The organism is Streptomyces sp. NBC_01017, from assembly GCF_045162795.1.
In the GTDB taxonomy this organism is placed as follows: domain Bacteria; phylum Actinomycetota; class Actinomycetes; order Streptomycetales; family Streptomycetaceae; genus Streptomyces; species Streptomyces machairae.
Map to the genome: position 1 here is coordinate 9,270,302 of NZ_CP108683.1, position 12,008 is coordinate 9,282,309.

Annotated in this window: 12 protein-coding genes and 1 riboswitch; of the genes, 9 read left to right on the forward strand and 3 right to left on the reverse strand. The window is 71.2% G+C overall.

What is annotated here, in order from left to right; genetic code table 11:
- The first annotated feature begins 23 nt into the window (after positions 1-23).
- The 4 genes from OG331_RS42485 (at position 24) to tgmB (ending at position 3,041) form a co-directional block, all read left to right on the forward strand.
- The gene (locus tag OG331_RS42485; RefSeq protein ID WP_406207141.1) at positions 24-1,223 is read left to right on the forward strand and encodes an esterase-like activity of phytase family protein; all 1,200 of its coding nucleotides are present in this window, start codon (positions 24-26) and stop codon (positions 1,221-1,223) included.
- A gap of 93 nt (positions 1,224-1,316) precedes the next feature.
- Positions 1,317-1,745 carry a hypothetical protein gene (locus tag OG331_RS42490; RefSeq protein WP_406207143.1) on the forward strand — a complete coding sequence of 143 codons (429 nt, stop codon included), beginning with the start codon at positions 1,317-1,319 and terminating at the stop codon, positions 1,743-1,745.
- A gap of 134 nt (positions 1,746-1,879) precedes the next feature.
- Entirely contained in the window at positions 1,880-2,071 is a 192-nt protein-coding gene (tgmA, locus tag OG331_RS42495; RefSeq protein WP_328883330.1) for a putative ATP-grasp-modified RiPP, read from the forward strand.
- 13 nt (positions 2,072-2,084) lie between these two features.
- Positions 2,085-3,041, forward strand: a complete 957-nt coding sequence (gene tgmB / locus OG331_RS42500) for an ATP-grasp ribosomal peptide maturase (RefSeq protein ID WP_406207146.1) — start codon at positions 2,085-2,087, stop codon at positions 3,039-3,041.
- A 103-nt stretch (positions 3,042-3,144) separates the two neighbouring features.
- Here the strand turns inward: tgmB and OG331_RS42505 are convergent, their stop codons facing one another.
- From OG331_RS42505 to OG331_RS42515, 3 genes are all read right to left on the reverse strand, one after another.
- Positions 3,145-4,611 carry a C40 family peptidase gene (locus OG331_RS42505; RefSeq protein WP_406207149.1) on the reverse strand — a complete coding sequence of 489 codons (1,467 nt, stop codon included), beginning with the start codon at positions 4,609-4,611 and terminating at the stop codon, positions 3,145-3,147.
- A gap of 56 nt (positions 4,612-4,667) precedes the next feature.
- Positions 4,668-4,845: riboswitch (cyclic di-AMP (ydaO/yuaA leader) on the reverse strand.
- Positions 4,846-4,987: 142 nt separating this feature from the next.
- The gene (locus OG331_RS42510; RefSeq protein WP_406207152.1) at positions 4,988-6,046 is read right to left on the reverse strand and encodes an NAD-dependent epimerase/dehydratase family protein; all 1,059 of its coding nucleotides are present in this window, start codon (positions 6,044-6,046) and stop codon (positions 4,988-4,990) included.
- Between the two features lie 70 nt (positions 6,047-6,116).
- Positions 6,117-6,614: a dihydrodipicolinate synthase family protein gene (locus OG331_RS42515; protein ID WP_406207155.1), complete on the reverse strand. Its 498-nt coding sequence runs from the start codon at positions 6,612-6,614 to the stop codon at positions 6,117-6,119.
- 559 nt (positions 6,615-7,173) lie between these two features.
- On the opposite strand from OG331_RS42515, the gene OG331_RS42520 reads away from it, so the two are divergent.
- From OG331_RS42520 to OG331_RS42540, 5 genes are read left to right on the forward strand one after another with little or no spacing between them, the layout of a single operon-like run.
- A complete protein-coding gene (locus OG331_RS42520; RefSeq protein WP_406207158.1) occupies positions 7,174-9,039 on the forward strand; it encodes a phage tail sheath subtilisin-like domain-containing protein in 1,866 nt (621 codons plus the stop codon).
- Between the two features lie 33 nt (positions 9,040-9,072).
- Positions 9,073-9,597 (forward strand): phage tail protein, encoded by a 525-nt coding sequence (locus tag OG331_RS42525; RefSeq protein ID WP_004003113.1) that lies wholly within the window; start codon positions 9,073-9,075, stop codon positions 9,595-9,597.
- A 26-nt stretch (positions 9,598-9,623) separates the two neighbouring features.
- The gene (locus OG331_RS42530; RefSeq protein ID WP_406207161.1) at positions 9,624-10,361 is read left to right on the forward strand and encodes a hypothetical protein; all 738 of its coding nucleotides are present in this window, start codon (positions 9,624-9,626) and stop codon (positions 10,359-10,361) included.
- Positions 10,354-11,103 carry a hypothetical protein gene (locus OG331_RS42535; protein WP_406207164.1) on the forward strand — a complete coding sequence of 250 codons (750 nt, stop codon included), beginning with the start codon at positions 10,354-10,356 and terminating at the stop codon, positions 11,101-11,103. The genes OG331_RS42530 and OG331_RS42535 overlap by 8 nt, the downstream gene beginning before the upstream one ends.
- Positions 11,104-11,136: 33 nt before the next feature.
- Positions 11,137-11,985, forward strand: coding sequence for a DUF4255 domain-containing protein (locus OG331_RS42540; protein ID WP_406207166.1), 849 nt, complete (start codon positions 11,137-11,139; stop codon positions 11,983-11,985).
- The last annotated feature ends 23 nt before the right edge of the window (positions 11,986-12,008 follow it).

Sequence of the window (12,008 nt, forward strand, 5' to 3'; positions counted from 1 at the left end):
TCGGTGCTCTTACCGTGCACGCCATGAGAAGAACTTCGATTTCGATCATGGTCAGCGCCGCGGTGCTGACCGTCTCCCTCGCCTCTCCCGCCGTGGCCGACCGGGGCGGACAGGACTTCGGCCGGGCCACGCTGACCGGCTTCGCGTCGCTGCCGGCCGAGACGTTCGTGCCGGGCAGCGAGCCGTCCGGCTCGGCGATCGGAGCCGGCCCCTTCAACGGGATCGCGGCGCCTTTCGCACACCAGCCGGTGCAGGGCTTCAGCGGTGTCGTGAACCGGCGTGACGGCACCTTCGACGTGCTCTCGGACAACGGGTACGGCAACAAGGCCAACAGCGCCGACTTCCTGCTCCGCGTCCACCGCGTCGAGCCGGACACGCGGACCGGCAAGGTCAAGGTGCTCGGCGGGTTCAACCTGAGCGACCCCGACCGCCACGTGCCGTTCGCGCTCACGCGGGCCGACCGGGTGCTCACCGGCCCCGACTTCGACGTCGAGTCGATCGTGCGGATGCCGGACGGGACGTACTGGACGGGCGACGAGTTCGGCCCCTGGCTGCTGCACTTCTCCGCCCGTGGCCGTCTCCTGGAGGCTCCCATCGCGCTGGAGGGGGTGAGGGCGCCGGAGAACCCGTACCTGAACGGCGGCGAGCCGAACATAGCGAGCAGCAAGGGCTTCGAGGGCATGGTCCGCTCCGTGGACGGCCGTCGCCTCTACCCGCTCCTCGAAGGCACGGTGACCGGCGACACCCCCGGCGACCTGCGCTTCAGCGAGTTCGACCTGCGTAAGCGCGCCTACACCGGCAAGCGGTTCGTCTATCGGCTGGAGTCGACCGTGAACGCCATCGGCGACGCCATCGCCGTCGACCGGCACCGCTTCCTGGTCATCGAGCGCGACGGCGGACAGGGCGACACGGCCCAGTTCAAGCGCATCTATCTGGCCGACACCCGGGACCGCGACGGCGACGGCCTGATGGACAAGACCCTCGTCGCCGACCTGCTGGACATCGCCAACCCCAAGGGGCTCGGCGGCTTCGGGAAAACCTTCCGCTTCCCGTTCCAGACGATCGAGGACGTGAACCTCGTCGACGACCGCACGCTGGCGGTCCTCAACGACAACAACTTCCCCTTCTCGTCCGGCCGTACGGCGGGCAAGGCGGACGACAACGAGTTCATCACCATCCGGCTCTCGGCCCCGCTGCACGCGGACAGGCGCGCGTTGCGCTGAAGGCTGTGAGGCCGCCGGCCGGTCGAGCGGGTGACCGGCCGGCGCGGGCGCTCGACCAGGGCGTGCCGGAGCCGCTGCTCCTATGATCGGCCCGTGGACACGGCCGATCGCGACGCCCAGCGTTTGCCCATTGCCCAGTGGAGTGCCGCAAAGCGGCTGCGGAAACTGGGATACGAACTGTTCCTGGAGCACCAACCGGACGTCACCTGGCGGGAGTTCGCCAAGTACGGCGCCATTCCGGGGACGCAGGTCCTGGCTGTGACTCTCACTCTCGAGGACGGCCGCGAGATGGTGTGCAGCCTGGTGGTGGGGATGTCTCAGGAAGCGTTCTCCGCCGAGTCGGACATCGGCGTCGACGATCCGGACGCCGAGAGCGGCTACCGCTACCTGCTGGAGATCCCGGAGTCCCTCGCCGACTCGCTCGACGAGTTCATCCCGCTGCTCGACCACCAGCTGGATCAACTCGTCGAGGCGGCACCGCGGTTGCTGCGCGAACTGCGAGCGGGTACGCCGAAGGCCTGACGGGTTCAGAGGCCTTTGGGTTTCCTGTGAAGGGTGTGACTACGTTCACGCCGATGTGGCGGAAAGTGATGAATTCCTTACGCAAGCGGCGCGTAAGTGACGGTAATTCAAACAACACGCCATGGAGGTTTAAAGTGCAACCGTTCACCCTCAAGTACGCCTTTCCCAAGGGGATCTCGCTCGCGGTGACGCCGTATCACTTCGACCCGGCCCGGCAGCTGAACGTGCTGCCCGACGGACGCCCCGCCGTCAGTGACCCGGACCTCCTGCTCGCGGTCGGCACGACGACGTCGACCGCGGGCTCCGCGACCCACTTCGACGACTGACGATCGTGCGCGCATGACCGTACTGATCCTGACGTCCGAGGAGGACGTGACCGCCGACATGGTGGTGGCCATGCTGCACGGGACGGGGACGCCCGTGATGCGGCTGGACCCCGCCGACCTGCCGGGCAAGGCCGTGCTGTCCGCCGACTACGCCCACGGCGACTTCGACGGCCACCTGTCCGTCAACGGACATGTGCTCAGCATGCGGGGCCTGCGCTCCATATGGGTGCGCAGGCCCGGCGAACCGGCCGCACACGCCGCCCACCCCTCGGAGTGGCTGACCGCCGAGACCCGGCAGGCGCTGTACGGGATGCTCCACTCCGCCGCCGCACGGTGGATGAACCATCCGCGCAACGCCGACCAGGCCCGCCTGAAAACCTGGCAGTTGAGGGTCGCCCACCTCAGCGGCTTCGCCGTACCGCCGACGGTCTTCACCACCTCCCCCCGGCTGGCACGGGAGTTCGCCGAGGAGTACCGGGACGTGGTGGTGAAGTCCGCCTCGGGGCCACCGCCCGGCGCCCCCGCGCTGACCCTCCCCACCACCCTCGTCGGCCCCGACGCGGACTTCTCCGCCGTCGCGGCCGGCCCCGCGCTGCTCCAGCGGTACGTCTCCAAGCGGGCCGACATCCGGCTGACCGCCGTCGGCAGCCGGATGTTCGCCGCCCGGAAGACCGCGGAACCCGGCCAGGTCGACGGACGCTACGGCGACACCGGGCACCCCTGGGAGCCGGTCCCGGTTCCCGACCGCATCGGCAAGGCGGTGCACGCGTACGTCACCCTCGCCGGACTGGCGTACGCGGCCTTCGACTTCGCCGAGGACGAGGACGGCATCTGGTGGTTCCTGGAGTGCAACCAGAGCGGCCAGTTCGGCTTCGTCGAGCTGGAGACCGGGCAGCCGATCGCGGAGGCGGTCGCCCTGTGGCTGGCCCAGCGCAGGCCGGACCGCCGGGCGTCCGAAGGGCGGGGGTGAGGCGGGCGCCGCGAACCCCGCCTACGCCACCGTCCTCAGCGCCTGGCGGATCCGGTCGCCCTACCCGATGTCCAGGTGCTGGTGGACACGGGCCAACGGCGGCTCAGGCGGGTCGGATCACGCTGTGGATCGCCGACTCCCCGGCGTAGTAGATCGACTCCTCGCGTATGGAGGCTCCCGGGCCGGGGGCGTGGATCATCGTGCCGGTTCCGGAGCAGATGCCCACGTGGCCGACGTGGAACAGGACCAGGTCGCCGGGCTCGGCGTAGGTGATGGCGATGCCTCGGCCGGCGGTCGCCTGCTCCGGTGCGGTGCGGGGGAGAGCGATGCCGGCGGCCTTCCAGGCGGCCTGGGTGAGGCCGGGCCCGTCGTAGGCCTCCGGGCCCGTCGTGCCCCAGACGCAGGGCTTGCCGATCTGGGCGCGGGCGAAGTCCAGGGCGCGCAGGGCCCGGGTGTCCTGCGGGCCCGTTGATGTGAGGGCGGCGCTCGGGTCGAGGAGCGGGTTCGTGTCGAGGGCCGGGCCGGCAGCGGTGGTTGCCGGACCTGGGATTGCGGTCTGGGCCGTGGCGATGGCCGGGCTCGCGGTGACTGCCGGGAGTGGGTCGGTGAGCGGGTCCGGTGTGGTGACCGCCGGGAGTGGGTCGGTCAGCGGGTCCGGCGTGGTGGGCCAGGGCGTCGGCGCGGCCCAGGCCGTCGTGCCGGCTGGGACCGTGGTGAGGTCGGCGGGACCCTGTGCCTGCAGTGCCTGCCACTGTTCATCGGCCGAGGGCTGTACCTGGGTCCGCGTAGCACCCCAGGTGTCGGTGACCGGTGCCGCCTCGATCGCCGCGAGCGGGGCGCTCTGCCGCGCGCTGTACGCGGACAGCAACGCGCGTGCCCGGTCGAGCTTGCGCTGGTTCTGCTCCTTGGTCGTGCGCAGCGCGGACCGCTGCTGCGGCTCGGCCGCGGGTTCGGCGGCCGGGGCGGGCAGGGCGAGGGCGTTTCCGGCCGTCGCCTTCTGCGGTGCCTCCGGAGTCGCCGGCAGCGCGGCGACGGGCCCGGCGGTCAGCTCCGCCACGGCAGCCGTCCGGGTGCCCGCACCGGACGTCAACTCGGCGACCGGCGCGGCCGGCAGCTCCAGGGCGGCACGGCCGGACGACTCCCGTGCCTGACCGGGGCCGTTCGCCGGGCGCGCGGGCCGCGTCCCGGCGGGGCGGTCGGGCATCCGGTCGCTCGGCAGCACTGCCGGAACGGTCGGACCCACCTTCGCGCGGGCGGCGTCGAACCACTGCCGCGTGATGGTGTCGAGCGCGGGGTCGCTGTGCCTGCTCTCGTCGTCACGGGGCGCGGCGGCGGGCCGGCGCGCGGCGTCCGTGGGCCGGTCGGCACGCGCTCGCGGCCCCGTCGTCGCCGCGCGGGTGGCGTTGAAGGTCCCCGTGTCGGACTCGGCCTGGTCGTAGAGGGAGCTGACCCGCCGGCTGACCTCCTCGCGGCTCGGTCCCTCGTCCGCGGCCGAAGGGGCTGCGTTGGCCGTCTGGGCGAGCAGGGCCACAGAGGTGAGGGCTGCCGACGCGAGTGCGGAATTGCGCATGCCAGGGAGGCTCAGAGCCCCCGGACGCGCGGTGCGTTCCGGCGCCATGGGTGACGTACTCCTTCCGTACTCCGCCTACCGAGTTAGCTGACGGGTTCGGGCGGTCGTCTCCGGAAGGTGTGCCCTACGGCCCTTGCCCCGAAGGGCGGTTGGGCCGATTCACCCCAAGTTCGGTTGGGTCCCCGGCTCCAGTGGACCCTTGCGGGCGCGCACCGGACTCGGCGGAGGCCGCGCGTCCCGGCGGGGTTCGCCGGAGGTCGTCGTGCGGTCCGATGCGTAACCTAACCAACTTGTGAGCCCCGCGTGAAGATTGACATGTGAAATGTCCGATACGTTTTTGTGACCTTCGACGCTCTGAGTGAGAAAGAGCCCGGATTCACTTCGCGGTGCGCTGACTTCGCCACGCTTCGTAATGATCGAGGACCGTCTCCTCGATCGGACGGTAGGTGATGCCCAGTTCGTTCACGCTGCGGCTGTTGTCCACCCGGAACCGGATGCCGAGGTGCTTGCGGATGTAGTCCTGGCTCAGCCCGAACGCCGGACCCAGGACGCGAACCGGCCAGTGCGGAAGCGCGGTGCGCGGGAGGCGCAGGTCACGGGGATGGCGGGCCCGGATCATGCGGGACATCTCGTGGGAGGACGTCATGGTCGGGGCGGCGAGGATGTAACGGCCCTGCGCGTCCGGGTTCTCGGCCGCCGCGATGTGCGCGTCGGCCACCTCGCGCACGTCCACCGTGGTGAAGCTGAAGTCGGGTGCGCCGTAGAAGAAGTAGCCCTTGAACAACTCCTCCAGCAGGAAGAGGCTGCCCGACTCGGAGGCCGGGGTGAGGGAGGGGCCCAGGACCAGGCCGGGGTTGACCGACACCATCCGCCAGCGGCCCTGGGCGGCCTCCGCGTCCCAAGCCGCGCGTTCCGCGACCGTCTTCGCGTAGTGGTACGGGTTGTTCTCCACCGTGCTGGTGGTGTTGAAGCAGCGCTCCGACAGCACCGCGTCGTCCATGGCCAGTACGTCGGCGTAGTCGCCGAAGACCGCACCCACGGTCGAGGTGAGGACCAACTTCTCCACCGTGGGTGTCCGCTCGATGGCCGCCAGCACATTGCGGGTGCCGAGCAGAGCCGGGTCGACGACGTCCCTGCGGCCGTCCTTGATCTTCTCCGGCATGAGGAACGGCGACGCCACATGGAACACCACCCGGCAGCCGGTCATCGCCTCGTCGAAGGAGCCCTCGGCCAACAAGTCCGCCTCGAACAGCTGGAGGCGGCCCGGATGTGCCTCCTGCATCTCCCGCAGGGGTCGCACCTTCGCCGAGGCGGCCGTACTGCGTACCGTGGCGTGGACCCGGTAGCCGCGCTCCAGCAGCCGTTCGACCAGATGGCTGCCGACGAACCCGCTGCCTCCGGTGACCAACACGGCCGTCGACCCGTCTGCGCCCACCGTCACTCCTTCTCCCGCGCGGAAGCCGGTCGATCACGGTAGCGGCGTTCGCGCGAGAGTGGGCACTGCTTCACCAACGGGGCAGCCGACCTTCGTACTCCGGCCGGATCCGCCGCATGTAGCCGGTGTCGTCGCGGGAGCGCATCCCGCAGTCCACGTACAGCCCGTGCCGCCGGTCCAGGGCGTCGTGGTCGAGTGCGACGCCGAGACCCGGGCCGGTGGGCACCGCGACCGCTCCGTCGCGCAACAGGAGGCCGTCGGCGCCGGCGCGTTCGATGCGGGCGGCCTGGTCGCGCGCCATCGGGGGCGGGCCGACCGCCGCGGCCAGGACGGGGACCCGGCCGGCGGTCGTCTGCACGGCGACCCGTGTGGCCTGTTCGATCTCGTCCGGCGTCAGCGCGTGGAACTCGCCGGGGCCGCAGGCGACGAACACGCCGCCCGCTCCCGCGGCGACCCCGGACTCGATGTGCCGGGCGAGCCGTTCCTCGTCCAGCGATCCGTCCGCGCCGAACGGCGTGACCGGAAAGAACAGCACTCCTTGGAACTCTATGTCTCCCTCAGTTCGCATGTATGAACTCGTTTCACACATCTAAATACTCGGTCAAGCTAAGAATCGTTTCAGGCCCATGTCAAGACATGGCTGGGGGATCCACCCCCGGAAAACCGGCCAAGGCGTGTTGTGTACGACTCGGGGAGGTCGAATGTGCGTGCGACCAGTCGAACGAGGTGGATGAAGGGCTTCCGTCCCGGCAAGAGCCCTCGGGGTGCTCCGTGGCGACATCGCTGTGCAGGTTCCGTGAACCACCTGGCCGGGGCGCGCAGGCACGATGTGCGGATGCCGGGAGGGGGTCTTCACCAAACCCCCTGCCGGGCTGGCCTGAAGGCACCTTGTTCCGTCAACTTCCAACACCGCAAGGTGGATTGAGCACTTGAGCATCAGGAGTCACAAGCGCGTTGCTTGGCCCCGGCGACCGACAAGTCCGGGGTGCAGACGGGGGAACTGAATGCGGTGTGCGTCGTAGCGTCGCTCGTGTGGGGGGCGTCTTCGCGTGCCGGAAAGGGAATGCCTCCCTCCGCCACCTCTTGGTGCATTTGTCCGGTGCCCAAGACAGGGAGTAGGAGGGGGAATGCCGATGAGCGCGGTGAGCGCCGCCAGGCCGACGTATCCCGGCGTCTACGTCGAAGAGCTTCCCAGCAGCACCCGCACGATCTCGACCCTGACCACGTCCGTGACCGCCTTCGTGGGCCACACCCGGCGCGGTCCGCTGAACGAGCCGGTACGCGTCACCAGCTTCACGGAGTTCGAGCGCCGCTTCGGCGGCCTGAGCGCCCGGAGCGCCGTCGGCTACGCGGTCCACCAGTTCTTCGGCAACGGCGGCACCGTCGCGGTGATCGTCCGTGTCGCCAAGGCCGGCAGCGGCAAGGCCGCCTGTGCCAGTCTCAAGTCCACCGAGGGCCACAGCGAGGGCCCCGTCCTCGAAGTGCACGCCAAGGAGCCCGGCGTCTGGGGCAACGGTCTGCGGGTCGCCGTCGACCACGACACCCCGTGCCCCGACGAGACCTTCAACCTGCGCGTCTACGACGCCAAGGGCGAGGCCCGTGAGAGCTTCACCGGCCTGTCCATGGACGCTGCGAACGGTCGCTATGCGCAGACCGTGATCAACGCGGGCTCGAAGCTGATCCGAGTCGAGGTCGTCGGCGAGGGCCGTCCCGATCCCTCCGGCACCGTCTCCAAGCCGTTCGGCCACGAGCTGCCGAACCTCGCGGTCGACCTGACGGTCAAGATCGGCGAGGTGGAGCGCGAGTTCACGCTCCACGACCCCGACTGCGACGGCGAAGCCCCGTGCAGCGTCGCCGAGTTGGCGCTGCTCCTCGAGCGCAAGCTGCGCGCCCTGCCCGACGCCCCCGGCAAGCACGCCTTCGCGGGCGCCGAGGTCACCGCCTTCGGCCGCCGTATCCAGGTCGTCGCCGGTTCCACCGACCCCGAGGACGTCGTCCGCTTCCTCGGCGAGTGCGCCAACGACCTGGGCCTGGAGGCCTCCGTCAACCCGCCGGTCTTCCCGCTGGAGGGCGGCGAGGACGGCGAGGCACCCGGCCCGCGCGACCTCATCGGCTCCGAGGGCGACAAGAGCGGCATCCAGGCGCTGCGCGGCGTCGCCGACGTCAACCTGCTGGCGCTGCCGGAGCTCGCGGCGTACGAGAAGACCGAGGACGCCCTCACCGTCATCTCGGCCGCCCAGCGGCTGTGCGCCGAGCGGCGGATCTTCCTGCTGGTCGACGCGCCGAGCACCTGGGTCAGCGTCGACACCGCACGCGCCGGGCTCGCCGCCTTCGACGCCGTGCGCGGCAACCACGCGGGCCTGTACTTCCCGCACCTCCAGCTCACCGACCCGCTCACGGGCCGGCTGCGCTCCTTCCCGCCGTCCGGCGCGGTCGCCGGCGTCATCGCCCGCACCGACTCCGAGCGCGGCGTGTGGAAGGCCCCGGCCGGCACCGAGGCGCGGCTCGCCGGTGTGCACTCGCTCACCGTCAACCTGACCGACCGCGAGACCGGGCTGCTCAACCCGCTCGGCGTCAACTGCCTGCGCACCTTCCCGGTGACCGGCCCGGTCGTCTGGGGCGCGCGCACGCTGGAGGGCTCCGACGCGCTCGACAGCGAGTGGAAGTACGTACCGGTGCGCCGGCTCGCCCTCCATGTGGAGGAGAGCCTGCAGCGCGGCCTGCAGTGGGTGGTGTTCGAGCCCAACGACGAGAACCTGTGGCAGCAGATCCGGCTCGCCGCCTCCTCGTACCTGCACACCCTCTTCCGCCAGGGCGCCTTCAAGGGCGGCACCCCGCGCGAGGCGTACTTCGTCAAGTGCGACAGCGACACGACGACGACCGAGGACATCGAGAACGGCATCGTCAACGTCCTCGTCGGCATCGCACCGGTCCGGCCGGCGGAGTTCGTGATCGTCAAAATCCAGCAGACGTCCGGGCAGTTCGCGCTCTAGGCGCGGGGAATCGTGGAGAACTGAAGGAATCCGATGGCTGAGTTCACGGTCAACGCGCATCGCTTCGACCCCTACAAGAACTTCAAGTTCCTCGTCCTGTGGGACGGCCGGACGGTCGCCGGCATCAGCAAGATCAGTCCGCTGAAGCGGACGACGGAGGTCGTCAAGCACCGCCACGGCGGCGACCCCTCCTCCCCGCGCAAGTCGCCGGGCCGCTCCGAGTTCGAGGGCATCACCCTGGAGCGCGGGGTCACCCACGACCCCGAGTTCGACCGCTGGGCCAACAAGGTCTGGCAGGTCGGCGCGGGTCTCGGCTCCGAGGTGTCCCTCGCCGACTTCCGCAAGGACATAGTCATCCAGGTCCTCAACGAGGCCGGCCAGGTCGCCGTCTCGCACAAGCTGTACCGGACCTGGCCGAGCGAGTACCAGGTCCTCGGCGAGCTGGACGCCAACGCCAACGCGGTGGCCATCCAGTCGCTCAAGCTCGAGTGCGAGGGCTGGGAGCGGGACTACGAGGTGCCCGAGCCTGAGGAGCCGTCGTTCCTCAACCCCGCTTGACCAGCGGGTAGGTGAGGGGGGAAGACATGGCGATCACGGGGGCGGCCGAGCTGCTGGCCACCTGGGAGGCGGGCCTCGACGAGGCGTCGACGGGGCGCGCCCTGCTGCTGCACCGCACGGCGCGCCCGGACGTCGACGCCGCGACCCTGCCGGTGCTGCCGGTGGGGGAGCGCGAGGCCGACCTGTTCGCGCTGCGCCGCGCCCTGTTCGGGGAGCGGATGCAGGTGCGGCTGGGCTGCGCGGCATGCGGGGAGGACATGGAGTTCGACCTGGACGCCGGGGAGTTCGCGCACTCGCTGAGCGGTCGGATCGGGTCCGGTGGCTCCGTGGTGCGCGTCCAACAGGACGGCTGGGACGTGGAGTTCCGGCTGCCCGGGACCGCTGACCTGACGGCGGCGGCCCGGGCGGCGGACCCACGCGCCGCCCTCCTCGCCCGGTGCCTCGTCTCGGCGGAGCACGCCGGGGCGGCCGTACCCGCCGAGGACCTCCCGGTCCCGGTCCAGCGCCGGATCGCCGAGGCCGTCGAGTCCGCCGACCCCGGCGCCGACGTGACGCTCAACATCGCCTGTCCCGAGTGCGGCGAGGCCACCCGGGCCGAGCTGGACATCGCCTCCTACCTGTGGACCGAACTGGACGCCTGGGCAAGGGATCTGCTGCTCGACGTCCACCTGCTCGCCACGTCGTACGGCTGGAGCGAGCCGGAAATCATGGCGCTCAGCCCGCTGCGGCGCCGCTACTACCTGGAGCTGTGTGCGGATGTCTGACGCGGACGGGGCGCCGGTTCCCGACTTCCTCGACCGGCTGATCGCCCGGCACGCCCCGGCAGCCGTCGGTCCGCGCCCCGGTGTGGTGCGGGTACGTCCCCGCCTGCCCGGCCCGTTCGAGCGGGTCGAGGCGGTACGGGCCACCGCACCGGAACCGGACGACGGCTCCGACCTGCTGTGGCCCGCCACCACGCCGTCCGCCGTACGGCCGGGGGACAGGCCGTCCCCGGCGACGCCCGCCGCGCGGCTGTACACGGAACGGGAGCGGACGGTCGTACGCACCGAACGCGCCCCGGCCGACCCGGCACCGCGACCCGCCCCGCGAACTCTGCCCGAGGCGCCGCTGCTGCGTCCCGTCGCGCCGGTCGCGTCCGGCCCCCGGCCCGCGCCGGACGCCGTTCAGCGGGCGGCGGGCCGTGGGCGCCCGGAGCGGGGCGCATCCCGGACCGCGGCGTCCGTGCCCGTCCCCCCGGGCACGGACGCCGCATCCCCCACCGCCGGAACCGGGGCCCTGCGGCCCAGCGCCGCGGACACGGCGGCAGCACGTGACGCCGTACGGCAGGCCGCCGCCCGGCGCCCCTCGCGGGCCCCCGAACAGGTGGTGCAGGTGCAGATCGGGCGGCTGGAAGTGACGGCCGGACAGTCGCCGTCCCAGGGCACACGGCAGCGCACGCCGTCGTCGACGGAGCGACCGGGGGCGGCCCTGAGCCTGGCCGACTACCTGGCGCGGGGGCGGGAGTGACATGACGGACCGAGGAACCGAGGAACCGACTTCATGAGCAACGCACTCGCCATCGCCCATGTCACCCAGGCCCTCTCCCTGCTGCTCGCGTCCCATGTGGGCTCGGAGTTCGACGAGGCCGTGAAGGTCGAGCCGCGCAAGCCGCCGGCGGAGGCGCCGGACCACCCGACCATCAACGTGTTCCTCTACCAGGTCACCCCCAACACGTCGATGCGCAACAACGACCTGCCGACCCGGGCCTCCGACGGCACGCTCGTGAAGCGGCCGGCCGCCGCGCTGGACCTGCACTACCTCATCACCGCGTACGGCGACGAGACGACCCTGGTCGGGCAGCGGCTGATCGGCTCCGTGGTGCGGACCCTGCACGAGATACCGATCCTGCCGAAGGACGTCATCGAGGAGACCGGCCACCTTCCGCACCTGGTGGGCAGCGACCTCGCGGAGGCGGCCCAGCGAGTGCGGTTCACACCCACGGTGATGGACATCGACGAGACGTCGAAGCTGTGGGGGATGCTCCACCAGACGCCGTACTCCCTGTCGGTCGTCTACCAGGCGGCCCTGGTCCTCATCGACGGACGGCAGACGCCGGTGCCGGCGAAGCCGGTGGAGCGGACGGACGTACGGGTGCTGCCGTTCGGGGCGCCGGGGGCGCCGGTCCCTCCGGGGGGCGAGTCGAGGGTTGAGGCTCCGTCAACCACTGCGGCACCGGCCGCTGTTGACAAGGCAGAGTCGGCGGAACCCGGGCTGCCCGTGAGTGATGCGGCCAAGAAGACCACGAAGGCCCCGGCCAAGACCGTCGCCAAGGCTCCGGCACGGGCCCGCAAGACCGCCCGGGCGAGCAAGCCGCCGCAGCCGGAGCCCCGGAAGGGTACGGAGGGCTGACAAGAGATGGGGACGACGGGGGC

Bases quoted from the DNA above. Each gene is read 5' to 3' on its own strand.
- tgmB (WP_406207146.1), top strand. From the start codon at position 2,085: ATGACCGTACTGATCCTGACGTCCGAGGAGGACGTGACCGCCGACATG.
- OG331_RS42485 (WP_406207141.1), top strand. From the start codon at position 24: ATGAGAAGAACTTCGATTTCGATCATGGTCAGCGCCGCGGTGCTGACC.
- OG331_RS42530 (WP_406207161.1), top strand. From the start codon at position 9,624: ATGGCGATCACGGGGGCGGCCGAGCTGCTGGCCACCTGGGAGGCGGGC.
- OG331_RS42515 (WP_406207155.1), bottom strand. From the start codon at position 6,614: ATGCGAACTGAGGGAGACATAGAGTTCCAAGGAGTGCTGTTCTTTCCG.
- OG331_RS42540 (WP_406207166.1), top strand. From the start codon at position 11,137: ATGAGCAACGCACTCGCCATCGCCCATGTCACCCAGGCCCTCTCCCTG.
- OG331_RS42520 (WP_406207158.1), top strand. From the start codon at position 7,174: ATGCCGATGAGCGCGGTGAGCGCCGCCAGGCCGACGTATCCCGGCGTC.
- OG331_RS42505 (WP_406207149.1), bottom strand. From the start codon at position 4,611: ATGCGCAATTCCGCACTCGCGTCGGCAGCCCTCACCTCTGTGGCCCTG.
- OG331_RS42525 (WP_004003113.1), top strand. From the start codon at position 9,073: ATGGCTGAGTTCACGGTCAACGCGCATCGCTTCGACCCCTACAAGAAC.
- OG331_RS42535 (WP_406207164.1), top strand. From the start codon at position 10,354: ATGTCTGACGCGGACGGGGCGCCGGTTCCCGACTTCCTCGACCGGCTG.